This window comes from Phytobacter sp. SCO41 (assembly GCF_003073275.1).
Taxonomy (GTDB): Bacteria; Pseudomonadota; Gammaproteobacteria; order Enterobacterales; family Enterobacteriaceae; genus Phytobacter; species Phytobacter diazotrophicus.
Genome location: NZ_CP027225.1, coordinates 4,500,885 through 4,522,254 on the forward strand (window position 1 = coordinate 4,500,885; position 21,370 = coordinate 4,522,254).

Genomic DNA, 21,370 nt, shown 5'->3' on the forward strand with positions numbered 1-21,370 from the left:
AGATATGCAAATAGAGGACAAGTGCGGATTTTAAATTAAGAAAATTCCTGGCTGGCTGGGGTCTATATTATATATTTATCAAACGGTTATATAAAAAGCGCGCCGTGATTATTGGCCGCTGGAAATGAAGACTCTGAGCCTGCCCTCCCCTGATAAAGAGCTATTAATGGCAGGCTCAGCGTCCCATGACGGGATTACAGATTAGATTTTTTATCCGCTTTCGCGGGCGCGTTCTGTTTTGTCGGCGCGCCTAACGTGTGCTTAAACCAGCCGACAACATGGTCAATCACCTGCGGCTGATACCAGTGAATATCGCCATGCTCCGCCCCCTCAACCAGGATATACTCGACGGTCTCTTTTTTGGCTTTCAACGCCTGATATAACTGCGCGCTTTGCTGAGGAGAAACCAGCGTATCCGCACTGCCGTGCATAATCAAAAACGGCGGTTCATGGCCGGTAATATGGCCCATAGGGCTTGCGGCAAGCGCTTTTTTCGGGTCGCTGTCGATGGTTGCCCCGGCAAAGGTGCGAAATGCCGCGCCGTGGACCAGTAACGCTTCGGTCACCGCCGCTGAGCGATGCACCTGCTGTATCTGTTCCGGAAAACCTTCGCCTATATTGAGCAAATTCGAGATGCCATAAATCGTGGCCACACCCTGAACGTCAGATGACTGCTCGGGGTAATCCCCCTTGTCATACTCTTTTTCGCCGTTGGTCGTTCCCAGCATTTGCGCCAGCCATCCCCCGGCGGAATCACCCAACACGGCAATGCGGGCAGGATCGATGTTGTACTCTTTGGCGTGCGCTCTGAGGTAACGTACCGCCGTTTTCCCGTCGACCAATGGCGCGGGGAATTTATCCGGAATTACGCGGTATTCCGCGGCGGCAACCACATAACCTGCGTTCGCCAGCGCCATACGCATCGCGATGTATTTATCGTGATTGGCCGTCATAAAACCGCCGCCTGGGAAGTAGACAATGGCCGGTTTCAGGTCATTATTGCGCGGGACCAACAGCGACATCCTGAGCTGCCTGAGCGCCACGCCATCTTTGACCTGCGAGTAAATCACGTTGCTGAATAAATCGGTCTGATCCTGTGACGGCGTGAATTTCATTATTTGTGCGCCCTCGGTTGATCCGGGTAAGGTGTCGGCAGCGGCAACCGCCTGTGAAATAGCGGACGATAACAGCATACAGCCCGCCAGGATAAGGGATGTTGATTTCATAATGTCCTTCTTGTGTAGGGGGATTTTTCCCGATCCTGACGCAGGATATCATTCGAATTAACCGATGAATAACGCAAGAAGTCGATGTAATTGATGCAGTAATCCGATGATTCGCGCCAGAAAATCTCTGGCGCGGGTGATGTCATCGGCAAGCGCTTAGCATACTGAACCAAACGCCATGCTTTCACGGGGCTAAAATTTCGCCATGAACGTGGCAAGTTATTTGAGGACTCTTTTAAGACCCTCTAACTGATATGATCAGCAGGAAAATTCTCCCGCCCCAAAAACACCGAAGGGAATGACTATGTCGTGGAGTAAGGAAATAATTTTAGGTTGCGCGGTTTTTCTCTTTTCCAGCGCTGTTTTTGCCGAAAAAATCAACTGCCCGCCTGTTTTACAGGATGGCAATAAAACATACCGAATGAATGTCGTCGATGTTTTCGTCGGGCCGCCAGGAGAAGGGACGTCATTATTACCGGATACAGACGAAGAAATGGTATGGATACAGCAAAGATGGGTTTTACGCCTCTTGTGAATAAACCTGCGCATTGCGAAATATCGCCCGCTTAGCGGAACTGGCGATACGCCATAAACCATCCATAAGAGATGAACAGTAAATTGTTCACACTCCGCAGTGTTTCATCGCAAACAGAACGTTTACCACTCAATATTTAATCAGCGTTTAAATAAACGGTAGCCCCATAGCACCAGAGCAGCAATCACAGCAGCCAGAGCAGTCTTGATAAGCAACAGCGTGAAGGCGTAATTGTTCATTGCCTCTTCGCCGTCACCCGTAACAGAAATATGACGCATAAAAATATCGTTAACCCAACGATCAGGGATCAGAAAGAGCGCAGCGATCAGCACAACAATAAACAGGATAATTTTCATCTCACATCACCGAAAGGGGGAAAGGGGATTATGCGCCGCGGGATCATAGCACAAGCAAAACGCGTGACTTGCTCGCAGCATTGTATTCGGAAAATGCGCTGATGTGCGTGATAATGGTGGTGAGGATAAGCCAATACGTGGAAAATATATGCAGATTGCATTAAAGACACGTCCTGAAAAATACAGGAGGGTATTATATGTTGTGGAGTAACAGGGCTCTAATGTTAAGTTCTATGTTTTTGTTTTATTCCGGGGTTACTTGTGCTGAAAAAATTGAATGCCCTCAGTCTTTGACAGAAAATAACAAGAAGTACTCACTTTATAATCTTGATGTGTTTGAGGGGCCGCCTAAAGAAATGGGATCTTTGATGCCTGATTCCGATGATTCTGCTGTATGGACATTGAGTCATTCCCAAGCTGCGGTTAAAGCTCGCAACACTTCTATGTTTCTCGTTTGTCAGTTTAAAGGCACAAATAAGACGGTTACGTTAAAAATCCCGGCCAGCGCAAAAAAATGCTCAGCATGGTTCGAAGGTAGCGCAGAACAGACACATATTGTTTGCCAATAAGCCCATCTGATTGCCAGATACCTTCTGGTTTGACAGTGAAGATGAGGTCAATACCGAAGGTAACTGGCAGAGTGGGAATAAGGCCGTTATTTCTACCTGTGCACAACAGGCTTAAAGCGTAAAGCTATCGCAATCAACAGGATAACGCCTGCACTCATGATGAGCCACGCGTTTGTCAGTGACGCACCGCTGTCGCGCACCATACCGGCGATTAATGGCATCAGCGCGGCAATCAGGTATCCGCCACCCTGCACGCGTGACAACAGTTTCCCTGCCTCGGCCGGCGTTCGGGCATGATCAAATGTCACGATAAGCGATAGCGGGAACAGCGCGCCAATACCGCAACCAAGCAGCAATGTTGACACAACTGGCGTAGTTCCGGGAGAAAAGACAAGACACATCAACCCTGCCAGCAACATCAACAGCACAATGAGCAGCGGAACACGGCGGTCATGAAAGCGCGTTATCAGCGCTGAAACGGCAAAGCCTGCCACAACTTCGGTTAACGTAAGCCAGGCCAGCATATAGCCGCTGCTCCGTGCGCTCCAGCCCGCCTGGATATAGAGAGGGGGAAGCCACGCCAGTACCAGGGTATAGGCACCTGTCCCGATGCCAAAAAATAGCAATAACAGCCATGTCCTGGATGACGATAATGTCACCTCTGCGAACACCGTTTTTTCTACCTGGCGGTGCCTGGCCCATGACAGCCAAAATATCAGGGCAAGAAGCGCTAACAAACCGCCTATTGCCAGCGTAGGCTTTAGATCAAGCCGGGTAAACAACGGCTCGGCCGTGGCAGCAGCCAGCGCCGCACCGGCCATAATTCCGGTGCTGAACAGAGACATAAACGTGCTGGCCGATTGCGCGTATTCTTTTTTTATCAGCGCTGGCATTAACGCCTGGATCATGCCGATACTCGCGCCACCCGCTAAAGCTGTACACATAAGCCCCGTGAGTGATGTGCTAAAGCCCCGGAATAAACAGGCGAAAAGCAGGATGGAAAGCCCTACTGTAATACCCCTGACTGCACCGGTTCTGGCTAAAAGCCATGGTCCACTCAGCGCAACCAACCCCATCATGGCGACAGGCAAAGTGGTGAGCAGACTGAATTCCGTGGCGGATAGCCCTGCTTCACGCTGTAAAACCGGAAATAACGGTCCGATGGAAGCCAGGATGGGGCGAAGATTCAACCCGATCAAAAAAGCGATAAATGCGAACATAAAGGGCGAAGATGCTATGCGTTTCAAAACGTAATCCTTTTAGGCATGTGATTGCTCCAGCAAAAAATGCGTAAGCATTTATCTTAACATTAAGATAAATGTGTTCCTTGTGTAAGATGGACCGCACAACTCGATAAATAACCCTATTTAAGGTACGAAAATGCATGACCATATCGACTTCGTTGTCAGCCAGTGGGACAGCGCAATGCCTGAGCTTGACGCCTCTTCAATGAAAGTTTTTGGCCGAATGTTGAGGGTGATGAAGCATTTGGGGAAGATGCGCGCCCAGGCGCTGGAACCGTTCGGCTTTCGCGATGGAGAATTTGACGTCCTTGCCACCTTGCGGCGCGCCGGTGCGCCTTATTGTCTTTCTCCAACACAGCTATATAAATCGCTACTGGTCACGTCCGGAGCGATGACGAATCGCCTTAACCATCTTGAAGAGCAAGGATTGATTGAGCGAATTCAAGATCCCGATGACAAACGCAGCACACTGGTCAGCCTGACAGCTTATGGGCGAGAGCGTATCGAACAAGCGCTTCTCGTCCACACTGAAACGCAAAACGCGATACTGGCCAACCTCTCCCAGGCTAAACGGGAGCAGCTTGAATCATTATTAAGGGAGTTGCTGCTGAGCTTTCCGGGCTGAGATTGCGGCCCTCGCTCATATCGATAATGGCTGGGTAATTAAAGGCCCGCTCATGGGCCCCTCTCTTTAAGCCATCGTAAAATGGCTCTGAGGTGTCTGTTGAATTCGAGGCGATTCAATTATTAATTTCTTACGTAACGATCCAAATTTGTCCGGCACGGCGCTGCAACCGCGCAACCTCTGGCAACAAGCGCCAAAGAGTTATTCTCAACAACAACTCGTTCCGGTGCACATTACTGTGATGAACTCGTTTTTTCCCTGTGCTTTCCGTTAGTTACAACCGGTTTTCCCTGCTGTACTTCCGGCGCGGCAACTTTTTGCGCTGTTAAGCGTTTTTGGCCCCGCAGACGCTACCGCCCCTCATTAACAGGAGAAGCTACCGCACCACCATCATATAGACTTAATGCTTTACCAGACTCACCGATAATAAAAATACCAAAAAACAAATCCAGCAGGTACTCCCATCCAAGTTAGTTTGAGACAAGCAATTAAATCTTTTAATGAAAATGGGAAGCTCTCATTCACATCCCAAGCTAACCATGCCCCTAATAAGCGGCCAAGCATAGTCAGGGCAAACAACGCCAAGCTCATAGAGCAGCATAAGGATAAAAGGTTAAGTAATGACTTAGTACTATCTTTCATCACTTACCTCCACTATCTTTCAGCTTATCCTGAACCATACCCGATACAGCAGAGTCGCCGACATTACCCATTATTGATGGCAATGGATGCTGCGGGGCTGGTTTCGTTATTGTCCAAACACCAGTTGGAATCCATTCATACTGCTTCGATATTGGGTTTAATTTTTTATCAAATGGAACTTTTAGAACATTACCCGCAGCATAACCAGCCGAAGCCCCTACTTTACTCAGTAAAGACGCAATAAATGGATCATCACCACTGATTTCAGCTTGGTAATAACCACCTACTGCATTCCATGTCACGGTTGGATTATAACCTTTACCAGCAGTAATCCCACCAATCAGACCGGTTCCTATTAAATCTGAAAGTTTCACCTCTCCCGTCGTTCCGTATTGAATACCGGCTCCTAATCCAACATCAACCCCCACAGCTATAAGCTGTTCTTTAGTATTATTGACTGCATTGGTGATAAAGGCCTTACCTCCCATTACCGCAACAGGCCATGAAGTTGGATCGCTGATAACAGACAGTAAGCGGTCACCCTCTGTAATGTTATCTTTAAGAAACTTAAGGTCTGAGCCGTTGAGATAATTTACGATTGCTGCCGCATCGGGATCCTTCAGTTTTTCATCCAGTCTGAATTGTCCGGAATGCGGATCATTAGCAACATTCGTTCCTCCCTGAATCAGCTCCTCCCAGGTCACACACGCGACGCCACCACCAGTACAGGCCTCAGCCAGGTCCTTGCTGTTTTTGTTACTAATATGCAGATACTTCTGAACAACAGATTTGCAGTCTCCGCCAGAAGCTTTGCATTCAGTTAATTCCTGATCAGTTGTCGTGCTTCTTTAGAGCTTAAGTAGTTATTCTCAACCTCAACCCGCGCTGCATTCGCCCCGCTGCCGGTGCCGCTGCTGTTACCGGCAGCCACACTACCGCCTGCCGCGCCCAGCGCAACCACAAGATTCACTATCACCGTTTTCTCATCCGGTGACAGCTTATCCGGCTCCTTGTTGTAAAACGCCAGAGACAGTGCTTCTGAACCGGACGACGCGATAAAACCACCGGCCGCTCCGGCTGCCGTATTGCCGCCCTGCAACTGCACCAGCACCGCCGACGCCAGCGTATGCAGAGCAATACGCGCGCTTTCATGACCATCGGCAACGCTTTTTATCAGCCCTGCCACATAAGGTGCTGCACCTGCCGCCATCCCGCCAGTGACATTTCCACCCAGTGCGCCTGCCAGTAGCTCCGTCAGCGCAGTGCCATTACGCCAGAAATCACTGCCAACGCCGTATTCCTTTTCAACCTCTTTATATTGGGCAGAACCCGCGATTTTGTCATCAATCTGCTGTTCCGTCAGGCCATCCAGCTCACCATTCGCCTCCATATCTGCGCGGATTTTCTTTTTACCCTCGTCCAGCTGGCTCTGCCGCCAGGCATCCATCGCCTGGGTACCCAGTGCAACGGCCTGGGTCTGAATGTCTAACTGATCCTGAATTTTGCCCTTCTCAAAATTGTTCTCCAGCGCGGTGTGCGCACCAGTGGTATCGCGGCTTTCCCGGATGCGGTGTAAATACCTTATCCAGGCTACGCTTGCTGATGCAGCGATCCCGGCCAGTACGCCGGGATTTTTGTTTTATCGGGGGGTGTTGGGGCTGCGCCCTGACCGATAGCAACACGCGTTTTGGAGGACGGCCACAACGTGGCGGTTCAACAAAACATACCCTGTCCCGCAGGTGATAGTTAAAACCGGGTTCAAACTTAGCAACGGCGCACCAAACAACAGACATAAAACTCCCGGCGCGATGGCTGGGAGTTTTTTCGTGTTTTATTTTAATATATCGAACCAATCTGGCTCATTATCTTCTTTATCTTCAACAAAAGCATTCACATCTATTCTCTTCCAGTTTTCACCATCTTTAATACACAAATCATCTATATTCAAAGCAAAAGAATGCAATGAATTATCATTAAATATATGACCGGAAATTTTTGCGTCATGAAATAAAGAGGTTACACCACTGTATAATGCAACGCTCTTTAAGAGAATTGATTTAAGATGGCTATTAGTTATTGCAATTTTTACTGAGTCAGGAAAATTATTTACATGACTAGAATCAATCAGCCATAGTTTTCCATCAATAATAACAATACAACCTTCTACAGATACTTTCTGATTTAAAGTAGGATGTTGAAGTAATTCATTGACAGACATCATTTTAAGAACACTCCATTATGATTCAACTTATTCTCTAAGATATCTGCTCTTACACCCATAGCGCCATTATATGGGTCTCTTATCATATAGTAACCAACATTATCAATCACTTTATATGAATCAACAATCAGAAAGTGACCACCATCACCAGCCTTTACTCCAACAATAGTGGATTTATTTTGAAGGCTTAACTCTCTTAATTGATTAGCTGTTAATGTAAGAGTTGACTCACTTGACAAGCCGTTTTTAATTAATACTCCATTCATTTCATGAACATTCATACCTGTAGGGCGAATGTTATCAAATTGCTGCACGACTGAGTCCAGGTTAACGACATTTCCTTTATTATCACTAATGACCATTGCACAACTTGTTGGTCCACATAAATTGCTTCCACCTGTGGGATGAGAAGTTTGGTTTATAAAAGTTCCTTCAGGCTTATACTCAACTTTAACCTTCGCTGTAGAATTTACATTGGATGCACCGTCAATAAGGCTTCCTTTGCCATTGCTCCCATTAACAGCAACATCCTTCCCAAACTGTTTCGTCAGTACTCCAGATGCGACTACAGCACTCACACCACCCGCGATGTACATTGAACCAACGTAGGCTCCTGCTCTCGCTCTGGCTTCTTCCTCCGTGTAACCGAAGGTCATAAACGCCTACGTATACCCTTCCAGAACGTTAAAGACTTCCTTCGCATTCGGATCTGTCGAGTTCAGCAAGTTCATTATCTGCTGATAACCTGCTTGAGCCTCTTTGGGGTTCAGGTAAGTCTGGTTGAAGTAGGTATCTTGTGCAGCCTTCGCTTTCTCTCTTTCTACCTGACAGTCAGCACCTGTGCCAGTATAGGCCGCGTAAACAGCCATATCGCTTTCCAGATCCTTGCGATTTAACCTCTTCTTATCTTTCTGCTCTTCTGGCGTCAGGTTCTGTTTGTTGTTGAGATATGTCTGGCGGCTCTTTTCCGTGCTGCTCAGATAGTTATTCTCAACCTCAACCCGCGCTGCATTCGCCCCGCTGCCGGTGCCGCTGCTGTTACCGGCAGCCACACTACCGCCTGCCGCGCCCAGCGCAGCCACAAGATTCACTATCACCGTTTTCTCATCCGGTGACAGCTTATCCGGCTCCTTGTTGTAAAACGCCAGAGACAGTGCTTCTGAACCGGACGACGCGATAAAACCACCGGCCGCTCCGGCTTCCGTATTGCCGCCCTGCAACTGCACCAGCACCGCCGACGCCAGCGTATGCAGAGCAATACGCGCGCTTTCATGACCATCGGCAACGCTTTTTATCTGCCCTGCCACATAAGGTGCTGCACCTGTCGCCATCCCGCCAGTGACATTTCCACCCAGTGCGCCTGCCAGTAGCCCCGTCAGCGCAGTGCCATTACGCCAGAAATCACTGCCAACGCCGTATTCCTTATCAACCTCTTTATATTGGGCAGAACCCGCGATTTTGTCATCAATCTGCTGTTCCGTCAGGCCATCCAGCTCACCGTTCGCCTCCATATCTGCGCGGATTTTCTTTTTACCCTCGTCCAGCTGGCTCTGCCGCCAGGCATCCATCGCCTGGGTACCCAGTGCAACGGCCTGGGTCTGAATGTCTAACTGATCCTGAATTTTGCCCTTCTCAAAATTGTTCTCCAGCGCGGTGTGCGCACCGGTGGTATCGCGGCTTTCCCGGATGCGGTGTAAATACCTTATCCGGGCTACGCTTGCTCATATTCACTGAGCGGAGGTGTATACGGTTACCGCCGGGTTCATGGCGATCTGAACGAAATCGGGGAAACCTGCGGCAAAAACCGGGTGGGTCGGATTATGCAACTGAACCGGATTAAAGCTGTGCGCGGCTATAAAGCGCCACGTCGTATCGCCGGTAGGCCTTCAGTCGTTGCTCCTAATCGCGTGCAGCGGCAGTTCACCGTTGTCCGGGCCAACCAGGTTTGGGTCACCGATATTACTTATATCCGCACCTGGCAGGGATGGTTATATCTGGCGGTGGTTATCGATCTCTTCGCCCGTAATGTGGTCGGCTGGTCGATGAAACCCACTCTCTCACGCGAACTGGCGCTCGACGCGCTGATGATGGCGGTCTGGCGACGTAAACCGGACGGCGAGGTCATCGTACACTCGGACAGTAAGAATATCGGCGTCAGTTTTCATCATCATGTTTGCTGTTTTGCCTGACCGGTGGATCACTGATGCAGTGAAGGCTTCCCGGTTTCCTGACTCACACTCTGAACGACCAGCAATGTGTCTTTCCCTGGACCCGTCGGTTATCGGGAAGTACTCCATGCGAGGCTTCTCCTCACCGATACGCGTGACTCAAGAAGGGCCTGACGGCTTGTCTCTTTACTGTCCTGTCCGGGTTATCGTCAGGGGGAAATGACGAATAATTGCAGGTACAGGAATAACCTATGGCAAAGGCAAAACCCGTTCATTTATCGCCTGTCGTTGGTGGCGTTGATACGCATAAAGATTTACATGTTGCTGCTGTGGTTGATCAAAATAATCGGGTCTTAGGTAGTGAGTTTTTCGCGACAACACGTCAGGGATACCGTCAGATGCTGGCCTGGATGGCATCTTTCGGAACTGTTAAGCGCATCGGAGTTGAATGCACAGGCTCCTACGGTGCAGGTTTATTGCGTTATCTCCAGAGTACCGGAGTGGAAGTTCTGGAGGTCACAGCACCAGATAAAATGGAACGCCGTAAGCGAGGCAAAAGCGATACCATCGATGCAGAAAGTGCTGCTCACGCAGCTTTTTCACGCATACGAACCGTCACACCAAAAACTCGTAGCGGAATGATTGAAGCGCTGCGTGTCCTGAAAGTCTGCCGCAAAACGGCTGTTGCTGCGCGACGTATTGCACTTCAAATGATCCAGATGAATATCGTTTCTGCCCCGGATGAGCTACGTGACCAGATACGTCACCTCACGAGGATGCAGTTGATCCGTACCCTGGCTTCGTGGCGGCCCGACGTTACCGCCTATCGTAATGTCCAGGATGCTTACCGTATTGCGCTGAAATCCCTGGCTCGCAGATATCTTGAACTGCATGATGAAATAGCCGATCTGGACATCATGATAACGTCAATAGTCGATGAACTGGTCCCGGAACTTATCAAATGTAAAGCAGTGGGGTATGAATGTGCTTCGCAGCTGTTGATCACGGCTGGCGATAATCCTCAGCGTCTGAACTCGGAGTCTGGCTTCGCGGCTCTATGTGGCGTCAGCCCTGTTCCAGTCTCTTCCGGGAAAACAAACCGTCACAGGCTTAACCGTGGTGGTGATCGTGCGGCCAATAGTGCCCTGCACATTATTGCCATTGGCCGATTACGCACGGACACGAGAACACAGGAGTATGTGGCAAAACGGGTAGCTGAAGGACACTCGAAAATGGAAGCACTGCGTTGCCTTAAACGTTATATCTCACGTGAAGTCTATACGCTTCTACGTAATCAAAACCGACTAATCAACAGTACTCAAATAACAACTTGACTCTTAGAAGGGCGTCAGTAATAAGGAGCGGAGCACTAAGGCGGGCGGGCATTAGCAACTTCCGCTTCCACGACTTAAGGCACACCTGGGCAAGCTGGCTTGTTCAGTCCGGAGTTTCTCTTCTTGCGTTGAAGGAGATGGGCGGCTGGGAGACACTGGAAATGGTACAACGATATGCGCATCTTTCGGCTGGGCACCTCACCGAGCACGCGAACAAAATCGACGCGATTTTAGAGCGCAGTGGCACAAATATGGCACAAGGGGAAAATGTGGTTTATATGAAAGCGAGGTAACTCATTGAAAAAACTGGTGCCGATAATAGGAGTCGAACCTACGACCTTCGCATTACGAATGCGCTGCTCTACCAACTGAGCTATATCGGCCCTGAAAGGACGGGATTCACGTCGGTGAACCACGGGGCAAAAGGTTAGATCTAACGAGGTGATGCGTCAATGCCCTTTGGAATCAAACGGCTACTTTTGCATCACCCCGCTGTTATTTACGCACGAATCGTATCGTCACCGAAACCGATCCACTTGTAGGTGGTAAGAGCTTCAAGGCCCATCGGTCCACGCGCATGCAATTTTTGCGTGCTCACCGCCACTTCCGCGCCAAGGCCAAACTGACCGCCGTCGGTGAAACGCGTGGAGGCATTCACATAAACAGCAGAAGAGTCGACCTCATTGACGAAACGGTTCGCATTACTAAGAGTACGCGTCAGGATAGCATCGGAGTGCTGCGTGCCATGCTCGCGGATATGGGCGATAGCATCGTCCAGGTCAGCAACAATTTTCACGTTCAGATCCAGCGACAAAAACTCATTGTCATACTCTTCTGCTTTAACCGTTACAACCGCCGCCGGACCCGATTGCAGCGCCGCCAGCGATTGCGCATCCGCATGCAAGGTAACGCCGCTTTCCGCCATCTGCTTGCTCAACGCAGGCAGGAAAGTGCCCGCAATATCCTGATGAACCAGCAGCGTTTCGACGGTGTTACAGGTACTCGGACGCTGGGTTTTCGCATTCACAATAATGTTCAGCGCCGGGGCAATCTCTGCCGTGTTATCAACAAAAATATGGCAAACGCCGATGCCCCCGGTAATCACCGGAATGGTGGACTGTTCACGACACAACTTATGCAGGCCAGCCCCACCGCGCGGGATCAGCATGTCGATGTATTTATCCATCTTAAGCATTTCATTGACCAGCGCGCGGTCCGGGCTTTCAATCGCCTGTACCGCGCCGGCGGGTAAACCGCACTCTTCCAGCGCCTGCTGAATCACTTTTACCGTTGCCGCATTGGTGCGCCAGGTCTCTTTACCGCCGCGCAGAATCGCCGCGTTGCCGGTTTTCAGGCACAGGGAAGCCACATCCACGGTGACATTCGGACGCGCTTCATAAATCACGCCAATTACGCCGAGCGGCACACGGCGACGCTCAATGCGCAGGCCGCTGTCCAGCAGACCACCGTCGATGACCTGGCCTACCGGGTCAGCCAGCTTGCACACCTGGCGAACATCGTCAGCAATCGCTTTCAAACGCGCTGTCGTCAACGCAAGGCGATCAAGCAGCGCTTCGCTCAGGCCATTACGGCGAGCCTCCAGAACGTCCTGCTCGTTAGCGAGAAGAATCTCGTCAGACTGTGCTTCCAGGTAATCGGCGATTTTTTCCAGTACGCGATTTTTTTCACGGCTGGAGAGCAATGCCAGCTTGTACGACGCTGCTTTAGCAGCGATGCCCATCTGTTCCAGCATACATCTGCTCCTTAACGGATAATCATATCGTCGCGATGCACGGCGACCGGGCCATATTCATAGCCGAGAATGGAATCAATTTGCTGCGAATGATGACCGGCAACGCGACGCAGCGCGTCACTGTTATAGCGGGTAACGCCATGTGCAATATCGCGACCTTCGAGGTTACGGATGCGGATCACTTCACCACGGGAAAAGTTGCCTGTCACGCTTTTAATCCCTTTTGGCAACAAGGAGCTGCCGCGTTCCAGGATAGCGGCTGTCGCGCCTTCATCAACGGTAATTTCACCTGCCGGAGGCGCGCCAAAAATCCAGCGTTTACGGTTTTCCAGCGGTGAAGCCTGCGCATGGAAAAGCGTCCCGACCTGAACCCCTTCCATCACATCGCCAATCACACCCGGCCTACTGCCTGCGGCAATAATAGTATCGATACCTGCACGACAGGCGACATCCGCCGCCTGCAATTTGGTACCCATCCCGCCAGTACCCAAGCCCGATACGCTGTCACCCGCAATCGCGCGCAACGCATCATCAATACCGAACACATCCTTGATCAATTCAGCGTCCGGGTTATTACGCGGGTCAGCGGTAAAGAGACCTTGCTGATCGGTCAGAAGCAGGAGTTTGTCTGCGCCCGCCAGAATCGCGGCCAGCGCCGATAAATTGTCATTGTCGCCGACTTTGATTTCCGCCGTCGCAACAGCGTCATTCTCGTTGATGACCGGCACAATGTTGTTGTCGAGGAGTGCACGCAGAGTGTCACGCGCATTAAGGAAACGCTCACGGTCTTCCATATCGGCGCGGGTTAACAGCATTTGCCCAACGTGGATGCCGTAAATCGAGAACAACTGTTCCCATAGTTGAATCAGGCGGCTTTGCCCGACAGCGGCAAGAAGTTGTTTCGAGGCGATGGTGGCAGGCAACTCCGGGTAACCCAGGTGCTCACGCCCGGCGGCGATAGCGCCAGAAGTCACAATAACAATACGATGCCCTGCTGCATGTAGCTGTGCGCACTGGCGCACGAGTTCAACAATGTGGGCGCGGTTCAGGCGGCGGGATCCGCCCGTTAAAACACTGGTGCCGAGTTTCACTACCAGCGTCTGGCTGTCGCTCATGATTTCTGCCGTTCAACGTAGAAGAAAAAAAGTAAACAGTCTTTGTAACAGGATCAGAGCCAACTTCCAACTGGCAGTTTTAACAACTTAAGAAAATCCTTGAAGGCAATCAGAAAACCTACTTACAAAACTTGACGCTTTTATGACACTACCTGTAAAACCTGCTTTGTAAAAAAATAAATAAGAATTGTCATAAAACTTTAATTCGCAGACGTTAAAACCTACGTGAATTTTTCACTCGAGCGGCGACGTTCAGCGATCTAAAGCGCGTTAATTACAATTAATCAGGAAACATAATGAAAAAAACTACTTTGGCATTAATGATGATCGGCCTTGGTGTTGTTTCTGCTTCTTCCAACGCTGCGGAAATCTACAACAAAAATGGTAACAAACTGGATCTGTACGGCAAAATCAAAGCCATGCACTACTTCAGCGATGATACCACTCAGGATGGCGACAAAACTTACGTACGTCTGGGCTTCAAAGGCGAAACGCAGATCAACGATCAACTGACCGGTTTCGGTCGTTGGGAATCTGAATTCGCTGGCAACACCGACGAAAGCAGCTCTACTCAGAAAACGCGTCTGGCGTTCGCTGGCCTGAAAGCAAAAACCTACGGTTCTATCGACTACGGTCGTAACCTGGGTATCCTGTACGATGCAGCGTCTGTAACCGATATGTTCCCGGAATTCGGCGGTGACTCTCTGACCCGTACCGATAACTTCATGACCAAACGTACCACTGGCGTGGCTACCTACCGTAACACCGACTTCTTCGGTGCGGTTGACGGTCTGAACCTGGGCCTGCAGTACCAGGGTAAAAACGAAGGTTCCCGTGCTGCTTCTAAACAGAATGGCGACGGCTTCGGTACCTCCCTGTCCTACAACTTTGGCGGCAGCCCGGTTACTCTGATTGCTGCGTATGCCAAATCGGACCGTACCGATCTGCAGAACTCTCAGGCACTGGGTAAAGGCGCTAACGCGGAAGCGTGGATTTCTGGCGTGAAATACGACGCTAACAACATCTACCTGGCAGCTATGTACAGCATCGCGCAGAACATGACGCCAATCGGCAGCCGTGGTTTTGCTAACAAATCTGAAAACTTCGAAGCCGTTGCTCAGTACCAGTTCGACTTCGGTCTGCGTCCGTCCATTGGTTACGTACAGACCAAAGGTAAAGACCTGGAAAACGGTTGGGGCGATCAGGACCTGGTTAAATATGTTGACGTAGGCGCGACCTACTACTTCAACAAAAACTTCTCTGCGATGGTTGATTACAAAATCAACCAACTGGACAAAGGTGATTTCGCAACTTACGTCGGTTCAAGCTACGTTACCGACGACATCGTTGCTGTTGGCGTGACTTACCAGTTCTAAGTCTTATCGCATAAACGCATTTCACTGAAGAACATAAAGCACCGAACGATAACCTCGTCGGTGCTTTCTTTTTCCCGCCAGTATATGCAACAAAAAGCAAGAAAGAGCTATCGAAAAACCGTCGTAAGACAGCGCGCGACAGCGCGCCGTTATGCACACATGCCTGACTCAGAATGCCGTTTCCAGTGAATCGGTGACGCAATAGTCATCATCCACCAGTGGCAAATAGCGCCACTTATCAAACGCGGTACAGGGATGTGAAATGCCACAACCTACCCAGTCGCCGGGCTTTAAGGCATCCTCTTGCGGCAACAACAAATAGGCATGTTGATCGTTCACCTCGCTGATGCGCATGCCAGAAGCGGCGCGAGGAGCACTACCATCCACATTTCGTACCCACAGCGGATTCGGCAAGTCCTGGTCAAAGGGCACATCGCGGCGTCCGAAATCAACAAACGCCAGGTCTGGCTCAGGGCGCGATAATACCCTCCCCCAAATCTCCAGAGCGGGTTCAAAATGATGACGGGCGCCCGGTTGGGCAAACGGCGCGATGCGGGCATATAACCCGTTATCGTGGGCCATATAGGCACCCGAACGAATCAGCGGTGTGATCGGTAGCGATAGCCTCGCCTCGCTAAAACAGGCGCTGACCACATCAAACCAGGCGCCGCCTCCGGCGCTGAGAATAATAGTGTCGCTGCTGAACAGTTGCTCCCCGGCCAACAGCGCAGCCGTCGCGATCAGCATCTGGCAATAATCACGCACCCTGGCGATACCCGCGGCATCACGCCCCGCACCCAGCGCGCCTTCATAGCCCGCCACACCCACCAGTTGCAGGACCGGGCTTGCCGCTATCGCGGCGGCAATCTCCAGTGCTTGCGCGGATGAGCGACACCCCGTACGCCCGCCACTGACCGACATCTCCAGCAGAACCGCAATGCGACTGTCGCCGAGATGCTGTTCCAGCAAACGCACTCCCTCCAGCGAATCAACATAGCAAAGGAAGCCATGGTCAGGATGCTGCTTTTGCCACTCACCTATCCAGCGAATACCGGCAGGGTCGACCAGTTGATTGGCGAGAAAAACATTACGGATACCAAACTGGCGCAGCGCGCGAACCTGCGCAGGCGTTGCCGCACTCAATCCCCAGGCACCGCCTTCGGTGACGGCTCGACGCAGGATGGCGGGCGACATTGACGTCTTGCCGTGTGCTGCCAGCAGCACACCCTGTTCGCGACAAAAATCAGCCAACTGACGCAGATTATTCTCCAGCGCCGATTGCTTCATTAGCATCAGTGGAGAAAACACGCTATCGCTGGCCAGTACCGGCGTCCCCACAGGTAACGGCGCATCGCCACGGCCTGCAACAGATTTAAAGCGTGGCGCAGGTTGCAGCGCATCCAGCAGACCATCTGCCACCAACGGAAAATGAATCGACATAACGCCTCCGATCAATGCTCAAGAACACGCGATAAAAACTGCTGGGTGCGCGGATTTTGTGGATTAACGAATATCTGCTCTGGCGATCCTTGTTCAGCAATCACCCCCTGATCCATAAACACCACGCGGTCTGCGGTTTTGCGCGCAAAGCCCATCTCATGGGTGACCACCACCATGGTCATCCCTTCACGCGCCAGGCTGCGCATCACCTCCATGACTTCGCCCACCAGTTCGGGATCGAGCGCGGAGGTGGCTTCATCAAAAAACATAATTTTCGGCTCTACTGCCAGCGCCCTGGCGATCGCCACGCGTTGCTGCTGACCGCCGGAAAGTTGCGCCGGATAATAATGCGCGCGCTCAGCCAGCCCGACGCGCGTCAGTGCCGCCATGCCGCGTTTATTGGCCTCAGCCTCAGACAGCTTTTGCGCTTTTATCAGCGCCAGCGTCACGTTGCCGAGCGCGGTTTTGTGGGGAAACAGGTTGAACTGCTGGAACACCATTCCGACATGACCACAAATTTCCCGGCTGCGTTTATGGTCATGCAGCGGCACATTGTTAACCCAGATTTCGCCCCCATCGGCCGTTTCCAGCCCGCTCATGATGCGTAACACGGTACTTTTGCCGGAACCTGATGCGCCAATCAGCACCAGCACTTCGCCGGGCGAAACATCAAGGCTGATCTCTTTCAGCACCTGGGTGCTACCAAAAGATTTGGTAATACGGCTCAGCGTAATGGCGGAATTGCTCATGAGAACTGGCTCCTGGTTTGATGATGTTGAACCCAACGGGAAAGCGGAAAGCAGACAACGAAGTACAGCACGGCCACCAGCGCATAAATCACTACTGGCTGACCGATACGATCAACGATCGCCTGGCCCTGGTGCATCAGTTCCGACATGCCAATCATGCTGACGATGGAGGTATCCTTAATCAGGGAAAGATACTGCCCCACCAGTGGTGGCAGTACGATGCCGCGCGTCTGTGGCAAGATTACGCTAAGAAAGGTCTGGCGTTTTGACAACCCGAGGATCCACGACACTTCCCATTGTCCTTTGGGTACCGCTTCGATCCCGGCGCGAAAGACTTCGGCGATATAGGCCCCCTGGTAAATACTCAAACCGAGGATACCGGCGGCAAACAAATTGATTTCATAGCCAAAATAGGCCACGCCAAAGTAGATAAACATCAGGGTGATCAACACCGGCGTGCCGCGAAATAACTCGGTGTAAAGCACGGCAATATGGCTGGCGACCGGGGCACGGCTGGTACGCAACACGGCGGCGAGCAGGCCAAGCAGCGTGCTGCCAATGATGGCCGCGACCGAAAGCAGCAGGGTGATCCACAGCCCCTCCAGTAGCAACGGCAACGAGGTCATTACCATATCGCTCATAGCGCATTCTCCCGTTTCAGTGGGTTAGTCAGCCATTTTTTTGCCCACCACCGGGCGGACTTTTTTACCGGCGTGACCAGTTGCGGATGAAATAAGCGGCTTCCCACCATGTTACCGAGCCAGGAAAAGAGATTACTCAGCAGCAGATAGACCAGCGCCACCACGCTGAACGTCTGGATATAAAGCAAAGTACGGGCATTTATCACGGTGGCGGTGCCGGTCAATTCCGGCAGTGCAATGGCCGACAATAGCGACGTGCCGAGCAATAGCTGGATCAGGTTGTTAATAATGGCCGGCCACACGGCGCGCGCGGCCTGGGGCAACACCACACTCAGAAAGACCTGGCGGCGTGAAATACCTAAAATCCACGCGGCTTCCAGTTGCCCTTTCGGCACCGACTGTATTCCGGCGCGAAAGATCTCCGACAGGTAAGCACCGACGTTAATGCCCAAAGCCAGCACCCCCGCGGTAAAGGCGCTCATGGTGATGCCGAGGGAAGGCAGACCAAAAAAGATGATGAAAATTTGCAGCAACACCGGCGTGTTACGGATAAATTCCACATAGCAGTGGCTCAGCCAGCGTAGCGGCGCTACCGCCGAGGCTTTCGCCAGCGCGGCCAGCAAGCCGAGTGCGACGGCCAGCACGAACGCGAGAAGAGTAACCTGTAACGTCAGCCAGGCGGCGGCCAGGAAGGTCTCGCCGTAACTCCACAGGGTTAGCCATTGATAACTCATGCATGGACTCCTTTCTGCGGTGTAGCAGACCAAAGGGCGCTACACCGCAGGCAATCAGAATTGCGGATTCAGTGGGTAACGCGGCTTATCACCAAACCATTTTTGATAGAGCGTGGCGTTCTCACCGGACGCGTTGATCTCAAACAGGAATTCATTGAGGTAGTTCAGCCATACCTGGTCGCCCTGCTTCACACCAAAGGCGTTATATTCCAGCGGCACCAGCGCTTCATTGGTGACCGTCAGGGTCGGATCAAGCTTGGCCTGATAAGCGAGGAAGTTGTTATCCTCAATCATTGCATCAGCCTGCCCCTGCTTCACCGCCAGAATGGCCGCCTGGGAAGAGTCGTATTCCTGAATTTTGACCTCAATGCCCATACTGCGCACTTCGTCTCCGTTGGTTGACCCTTTCACCGTAGCGATGGTCTTACCGGCCATGTCATGCGCCGATTTGATGCCACTCTCTTTACGGACCAACATCGCTTCGCTCGCCACAACATACGGGTGGGTGAAACCGATCTCTTTGGCGCGTTCCAGGTTGCGCGTGAAGTTACAGAACACCACATCCACTTTGTTGGTTTGCAGGTTAGGGATGCGGTTGGCGCTGGTGGTGTTCACCATTTCCAGTTTCACGCCCATCTCTTTCGCCAGCGCTTTCGCCAAATCGACGTCGTAACCATCCGGTTTGCCGTCTTTATCGTAAAAACCGAAAGGAGCGAAACTCAGGCAATCACCCACGCGTAACGTGCCGCGTTGCAATACGGTTTGCAGCGTCGATTGGGGAGCCGCACCCGCCACTTGCTTCTCTTCCGTGGGGGTACAACCGGCAACGGCCAGCAGGGCCAGCGTTCCGGCGATGATTTTTAACGAAGTTGCATTCATTGTTTTGCTCGCTTATTAAATGGAGACGACATAAAAAGCATCAGTTATTAACGGGCAGCCCTGGTGTGGGCGAATAAATAAAAATCTCAGTGTGTTATCAGATAAATAATATTATTTTCGGTCGGCGCGAAAGCATTTCATATCCACTTCCACTTTGCAGTCGACGACTAAATCCTGCACGCTACAAATACGTGCCGGTGGGTTTCCGGTAAATATCTCGCTGAAAACTTTATTAAAGGAACTGAAATAACGTGCGTCGGTTAATACTGCCGTGACGTGTACCACATCCTCTACCCTGTACCCCGCCTCGCGCATAATGGACAGGCAGTTATCAAACGCCAGACGGGTCTGCTCAATGATCCCGCCTTCCACCACTTCGCCTTCGCGCATCGGCGTCTGGCCTGAGATATACAGCCAGCCATCGGCCTCAACGGCGCGTGCGAACGGCAGTTTTTGCCCGCCCGTACCAGTGCCGCCTTCAATGCCATAACGCTTAATCGTCATGCAATGCTGCTCCTTTTTGTTCTGAGAATCGCCATGAATACCGCGTCACAACTGTCTGGTATATCGGACTGTTATCTGCAATATCGGATAGAGCAAGATTTGCACAGGTTTTTTATTTTTGCAATATATCCCGATCAATTTAATTTTTTGTGGTGTTGTGGCGATCGCAAAATAAAAAATGAATGGGGGGAATGGCAGAATGAAAATGTTACCGGGGTCGTAATTTAAAAAAAATAATTTGTGCGCCATGCGCTAAAATGAGGCCCCAAAATAGAACAAAAAAATATAAAAACCGGTAGTAAAATTTTAATTACCGGGGATGGGTTAACAACGACGCTGGGTGTATCATGCTTTTCTTTTTTATTGTCTTTACTGTCTGGCGCGACCGCCCGACTGCATCAGGAGAATTTGCTTATGCCGGACGAGAAGCCATCGCGTGCGCGCGGTGTTGACCGGGTTATCGACATTTTTCACCAGTTGCATATCGCTCGTCAGCCGATGGCGATGCGCGATTTGATCGAGGCCACCGGCGCGCCGCGCTCCAGTGTATATGAACTTGTCAGCCTGCTCAGCGAGGCCGGGCTGCTGGAAGTGGATGCCGACGGCGCGGTGTTCTTTGGCCGTGAAATGCACTATTACGGTGCAGATTATATGGCACATAACGATCTTATCCGCCGCTCACATCAGTTAATGGTTGAACTGGTCGCCCGTCATGGCGAGACGGTGCAGCTCTGTATGCTGGAGGGGAATAAGTACACCGTCGTGCTGTCGGAAAGTAATGCCCACCCGTTCAAAATCACGTCGGATATCGGCGTGCGGGTACCGATCACCTGGACGGCGACAGGCCGTCTGTTACTCAGTAATTGGTCGGACAGCGCTATTCTCAACCTTATACCCGAAGAAGATTACCGTCTGGCGAACGGGCAAGTGCTCGATAAACAAGCCTTCCTGGAAGATATTCATCGTGCCGGACAGCAGGGCTATTGTCTGACTGAGGGGTTATCGGAGAGTTTTACCTGCTGTATGGCGGCGCCGATTCGTTCTCGTAGCGGGCAGGCGGTCGCGGCGATCTGTTTTATGGTGAGTCGCGATACACCGGAGGAGCGCCGTCAAATGTTGCTCAAAGAGTTGATCGTTTCCGGCCAAAAACTGTCGGATTTCACCTGAGTCCGGCATGTTTTCCCTGCTCCGGCAGGCGGAAGCACAGCCATCAACAACAACATCGCCAGTTGCGTTGAGACGTAAAAAATCCGGAATCA

Annotated in this window: 23 protein-coding genes, 1 tRNA gene and 2 pseudogenes; 8 read left to right on the forward strand and 18 right to left on the reverse strand. The window is 51.3% G+C overall.

The annotated features are described in order from the left end of the window. Positions 1-194 precede the first annotated feature (194 nt). Entirely contained in the window at positions 195-1,226 is a 1,032-nt protein-coding gene (locus C5523_RS21915; protein WP_108701961.1) for an alpha/beta hydrolase, read from the reverse strand. 304 nt (positions 1,227-1,530) lie between these two features. Here C5523_RS21915 and C5523_RS21920 point away from each other — a divergent pair, with 304 nt between their 5' ends. Next, the gene (locus C5523_RS21920) at positions 1,531-1,761 is read left to right on the forward strand and encodes an STY0301 family protein (RefSeq protein ID WP_178030045.1); all 231 of its coding nucleotides are present in this window, start codon (positions 1,531-1,533) and stop codon (positions 1,759-1,761) included. A gap of 140 nt (positions 1,762-1,901) precedes the next feature. On the opposite strand, the gene C5523_RS21925 is transcribed toward C5523_RS21920, so the two are convergent. Continuing rightward, positions 1,902-2,117, reverse strand: coding sequence for a hypothetical protein (locus C5523_RS21925; RefSeq protein ID WP_108701962.1), 216 nt, complete (start codon positions 2,115-2,117; stop codon positions 1,902-1,904). A 197-nt stretch (positions 2,118-2,314) separates the two neighbouring features. On the opposite strand from C5523_RS21925, the gene C5523_RS21930 reads away from it, so the two are divergent. Beyond that, entirely contained in the window at positions 2,315-2,686 is a 372-nt protein-coding gene (locus tag C5523_RS21930) for an STY0301 family protein (RefSeq protein ID WP_108701963.1), read from the forward strand. A 92-nt stretch (positions 2,687-2,778) separates the two neighbouring features. On the opposite strand, the gene C5523_RS21935 is transcribed toward C5523_RS21930, so the two are convergent. Then, positions 2,779-3,906 (reverse strand): MFS transporter, encoded by a 1,128-nt coding sequence (locus tag C5523_RS21935; RefSeq protein ID WP_108701964.1) that lies wholly within the window; start codon positions 3,904-3,906, stop codon positions 2,779-2,781. 160 nt (positions 3,907-4,066) lie between these two features. Between C5523_RS21935 and C5523_RS21940 the strand changes: the two genes are divergently transcribed. Next, positions 4,067-4,555 (forward strand): MarR family winged helix-turn-helix transcriptional regulator, encoded by a 489-nt coding sequence (locus tag C5523_RS21940; protein ID WP_108701965.1) that lies wholly within the window; start codon positions 4,067-4,069, stop codon positions 4,553-4,555. Between the two features lie 417 nt (positions 4,556-4,972). Here C5523_RS21940 and C5523_RS27310 read toward each other — a convergent pair whose 3' ends face one another. The 6 genes from C5523_RS27310 to C5523_RS27560 all read right to left on the reverse strand — a co-directional run bounded on the left by C5523_RS27310 (position 4,973) and on the right by C5523_RS27560 (position 8,986). Beyond that, positions 4,973-5,197, reverse strand: a complete 225-nt coding sequence (locus C5523_RS27310; RefSeq protein ID WP_155525421.1) for a hypothetical protein — start codon at positions 5,195-5,197, stop codon at positions 4,973-4,975. After that, a complete protein-coding gene (locus C5523_RS27820; protein WP_223878734.1) occupies positions 5,197-5,901 on the reverse strand; it encodes a hypothetical protein in 705 nt (234 codons plus the stop codon). The genes C5523_RS27310 and C5523_RS27820 overlap by 1 nt, the downstream gene beginning before the upstream one ends. Before the next feature lie 116 nt (positions 5,902-6,017). Further along, positions 6,018-6,644, reverse strand: coding sequence for a VENN motif pre-toxin domain-containing protein (locus tag C5523_RS27555; RefSeq protein ID WP_108701966.1), 627 nt, complete (start codon positions 6,642-6,644; stop codon positions 6,018-6,020). 384 nt (positions 6,645-7,028) lie between these two features. Continuing rightward, positions 7,029-7,418: a hypothetical protein gene (locus C5523_RS21955; RefSeq protein WP_108701967.1), complete on the reverse strand. Its 390-nt coding sequence runs from the start codon at positions 7,416-7,418 to the stop codon at positions 7,029-7,031. Beyond that, positions 7,415-8,074, reverse strand: a complete 660-nt coding sequence (locus C5523_RS21960; RefSeq protein ID WP_108701968.1) for a hypothetical protein — start codon at positions 8,072-8,074, stop codon at positions 7,415-7,417. The genes C5523_RS21955 and C5523_RS21960 overlap by 4 nt, the downstream gene beginning before the upstream one ends. 6 nt (positions 8,075-8,080) lie before the next feature. Continuing rightward, positions 8,081-8,986 (reverse strand): VENN motif pre-toxin domain-containing protein, encoded by a 906-nt coding sequence (locus C5523_RS27560; RefSeq protein ID WP_108701969.1) that lies wholly within the window; start codon positions 8,984-8,986, stop codon positions 8,081-8,083. Between the two features lie 153 nt (positions 8,987-9,139). Here C5523_RS27560 and C5523_RS21970 point away from each other — a divergent pair. The 3 genes and pseudogenes from C5523_RS21970 to C5523_RS21980 form a co-directional block, all read left to right on the forward strand. Further along, positions 9,140-9,556: pseudogene (locus tag C5523_RS21970) on the forward strand (DDE-type integrase/transposase/recombinase); the annotation flags it as partial. 281 nt (positions 9,557-9,837) lie between these two features. Continuing rightward, the gene (locus C5523_RS21975; protein ID WP_108701970.1) at positions 9,838-10,920 is read left to right on the forward strand and encodes an IS110 family transposase; all 1,083 of its coding nucleotides are present in this window, start codon (positions 9,838-9,840) and stop codon (positions 10,918-10,920) included. Between the two features lie 32 nt (positions 10,921-10,952). Further along, positions 10,953-11,213, forward strand: a pseudogene (locus tag C5523_RS21980) (tyrosine-type recombinase/integrase); the annotation flags it as partial. Between the two features lie 14 nt (positions 11,214-11,227). Here C5523_RS21980 and C5523_RS21985 read toward each other — a convergent pair. The 3 genes from C5523_RS21985 to proB all read right to left on the reverse strand — a co-directional run bounded on the left by C5523_RS21985 (position 11,228) and on the right by proB (position 13,788). Further along, positions 11,228-11,303, reverse strand: a tRNA-Thr gene (locus C5523_RS21985). A 116-nt stretch (positions 11,304-11,419) separates the two neighbouring features. Beyond that, positions 11,420-12,673: a glutamate-5-semialdehyde dehydrogenase gene (proA, locus tag C5523_RS21990; RefSeq protein WP_108701971.1), complete on the reverse strand. Its 1,254-nt coding sequence runs from the start codon at positions 12,671-12,673 to the stop codon at positions 11,420-11,422. 11 nt (positions 12,674-12,684) lie between these two features. Next, the gene (gene proB / locus C5523_RS21995) at positions 12,685-13,788 is read right to left on the reverse strand and encodes a glutamate 5-kinase (RefSeq protein WP_041852618.1); all 1,104 of its coding nucleotides are present in this window, start codon (positions 13,786-13,788) and stop codon (positions 12,685-12,687) included. A 296-nt stretch (positions 13,789-14,084) separates the two neighbouring features. On the opposite strand from proB, the gene C5523_RS22000 reads away from it, so the two are divergent. Then, the gene (locus C5523_RS22000) at positions 14,085-15,164 is read left to right on the forward strand and encodes a porin (RefSeq protein ID WP_071195906.1); all 1,080 of its coding nucleotides are present in this window, start codon (positions 14,085-14,087) and stop codon (positions 15,162-15,164) included. A gap of 168 nt (positions 15,165-15,332) precedes the next feature. Here C5523_RS22000 and C5523_RS22005 read toward each other — a convergent pair whose 3' ends face one another. The 6 genes from C5523_RS22005 to C5523_RS22030 form a co-directional block, all read right to left on the reverse strand. Then, positions 15,333-16,604 carry an alanine racemase gene (locus tag C5523_RS22005; RefSeq protein ID WP_108701972.1) on the reverse strand — a complete coding sequence of 424 codons (1,272 nt, stop codon included), beginning with the start codon at positions 16,602-16,604 and terminating at the stop codon, positions 15,333-15,335. An 11-nt stretch (positions 16,605-16,615) separates the two neighbouring features. Further along, positions 16,616-17,353 (reverse strand): amino acid ABC transporter ATP-binding protein, encoded by a 738-nt coding sequence (locus C5523_RS22010; RefSeq protein WP_079497616.1) that lies wholly within the window; start codon positions 17,351-17,353, stop codon positions 16,616-16,618. After that, on the reverse strand, positions 17,350-17,994 hold the full coding sequence (locus tag C5523_RS22015) for an amino acid ABC transporter permease (RefSeq protein ID WP_041852622.1): 645 nt from the start codon (positions 17,992-17,994) through the stop codon (positions 17,350-17,352). The genes C5523_RS22010 and C5523_RS22015 overlap by 4 nt, the downstream gene beginning before the upstream one ends. Beyond that, complete coding sequence (locus C5523_RS22020; protein ID WP_108701973.1) at positions 17,991-18,728, reverse strand: amino acid ABC transporter permease; 738 nt, start codon at positions 18,726-18,728, stop codon at positions 17,991-17,993. The genes C5523_RS22015 and C5523_RS22020 overlap by 4 nt, the downstream gene beginning before the upstream one ends. A gap of 54 nt (positions 18,729-18,782) precedes the next feature. Next, positions 18,783-19,607, reverse strand: coding sequence for a transporter substrate-binding domain-containing protein (locus C5523_RS22025; RefSeq protein ID WP_041852624.1), 825 nt, complete (start codon positions 19,605-19,607; stop codon positions 18,783-18,785). Positions 19,608-19,718: 111 nt separating this feature from the next. After that, positions 19,719-20,111: a RidA family protein gene (locus C5523_RS22030; protein ID WP_047371700.1), complete on the reverse strand. Its 393-nt coding sequence runs from the start codon at positions 20,109-20,111 to the stop codon at positions 19,719-19,721. A gap of 414 nt (positions 20,112-20,525) precedes the next feature. Between C5523_RS22030 and C5523_RS22035 the strand changes: the two genes are divergently transcribed. Continuing rightward, complete coding sequence (locus tag C5523_RS22035; protein ID WP_071195911.1) at positions 20,526-21,278, forward strand: IclR family transcriptional regulator; 753 nt, start codon at positions 20,526-20,528, stop codon at positions 21,276-21,278. Positions 21,279-21,370: the final 92 nt, after the last annotated feature.

What these genes read in the sequence shown, in the direction of transcription:
- C5523_RS22030 (WP_047371700.1), bottom strand. Translation starts at nt 20,111, where the DNA reads ATGACGATTAAGCGTTATGGCATTGAAGGCGGCACTGGTACGGGCGGG.
- C5523_RS21935 (WP_108701964.1), bottom strand. Translation starts at nt 3,906, where the DNA reads ATGTTCGCATTTATCGCTTTTTTGATCGGGTTGAATCTTCGCCCCATC.
- proA (WP_108701971.1), bottom strand. Translation starts at nt 12,673, where the DNA reads ATGCTGGAACAGATGGGCATCGCTGCTAAAGCAGCGTCGTACAAGCTG.
- C5523_RS21955 (WP_108701967.1), bottom strand. Translation starts at nt 7,418, where the DNA reads ATGATGTCTGTCAATGAATTACTTCAACATCCTACTTTAAATCAGAAA.
- C5523_RS21940 (WP_108701965.1), top strand. Translation starts at nt 4,067, where the DNA reads ATGCATGACCATATCGACTTCGTTGTCAGCCAGTGGGACAGCGCAATG.
- C5523_RS22010 (WP_079497616.1), bottom strand. Translation starts at nt 17,353, where the DNA reads ATGAGCAATTCCGCCATTACGCTGAGCCGTATTACCAAATCTTTTGGT.
- C5523_RS22015 (WP_041852622.1), bottom strand. Translation starts at nt 17,994, where the DNA reads ATGAGCGATATGGTAATGACCTCGTTGCCGTTGCTACTGGAGGGGCTG.
- C5523_RS21920 (WP_178030045.1), top strand. Translation starts at nt 1,531, where the DNA reads ATGTCGTGGAGTAAGGAAATAATTTTAGGTTGCGCGGTTTTTCTCTTT.
- C5523_RS22025 (WP_041852624.1), bottom strand. Translation starts at nt 19,607, where the DNA reads ATGAATGCAACTTCGTTAAAAATCATCGCCGGAACGCTGGCCCTGCTG.
- C5523_RS21925 (WP_108701962.1), bottom strand. Translation starts at nt 2,117, where the DNA reads ATGAAAATTATCCTGTTTATTGTTGTGCTGATCGCTGCGCTCTTTCTG.
- C5523_RS27560 (WP_108701969.1), bottom strand. Translation starts at nt 8,986, where the DNA reads ATGGATGCCTGGCGGCAGAGCCAGCTGGACGAGGGTAAAAAGAAAATC.
- C5523_RS22020 (WP_108701973.1), bottom strand. Translation starts at nt 18,728, where the DNA reads ATGAGTTATCAATGGCTAACCCTGTGGAGTTACGGCGAGACCTTCCTG.
- C5523_RS27310 (WP_155525421.1), bottom strand. Translation starts at nt 5,197, where the DNA reads ATGAAAGATAGTACTAAGTCATTACTTAACCTTTTATCCTTATGCTGC.
- C5523_RS22005 (WP_108701972.1), bottom strand. Translation starts at nt 16,604, where the DNA reads ATGTCGATTCATTTTCCGTTGGTGGCAGATGGTCTGCTGGATGCGCTG.
- C5523_RS21960 (WP_108701968.1), bottom strand. Translation starts at nt 8,074, where the DNA reads ATGACCTTCGGTTACACGGAGGAAGAAGCCAGAGCGAGAGCAGGAGCC.
- C5523_RS21915 (WP_108701961.1), bottom strand. Translation starts at nt 1,226, where the DNA reads ATGAAATCAACATCCCTTATCCTGGCGGGCTGTATGCTGTTATCGTCC.
- proB (WP_041852618.1), bottom strand. Translation starts at nt 13,788, where the DNA reads ATGAGCGACAGCCAGACGCTGGTAGTGAAACTCGGCACCAGTGTTTTA.
- C5523_RS22000 (WP_071195906.1), top strand. Translation starts at nt 14,085, where the DNA reads ATGAAAAAAACTACTTTGGCATTAATGATGATCGGCCTTGGTGTTGTT.
- C5523_RS27555 (WP_108701966.1), bottom strand. Translation starts at nt 6,644, where the DNA reads ATGGATGCCTGGCGGCAGAGCCAGCTGGACGAGGGTAAAAAGAAAATC.
- C5523_RS21930 (WP_108701963.1), top strand. Translation starts at nt 2,315, where the DNA reads ATGTTGTGGAGTAACAGGGCTCTAATGTTAAGTTCTATGTTTTTGTTT.
- C5523_RS21975 (WP_108701970.1), top strand. Translation starts at nt 9,838, where the DNA reads ATGGCAAAGGCAAAACCCGTTCATTTATCGCCTGTCGTTGGTGGCGTT.
- C5523_RS22035 (WP_071195911.1), top strand. Translation starts at nt 20,526, where the DNA reads ATGCCGGACGAGAAGCCATCGCGTGCGCGCGGTGTTGACCGGGTTATC.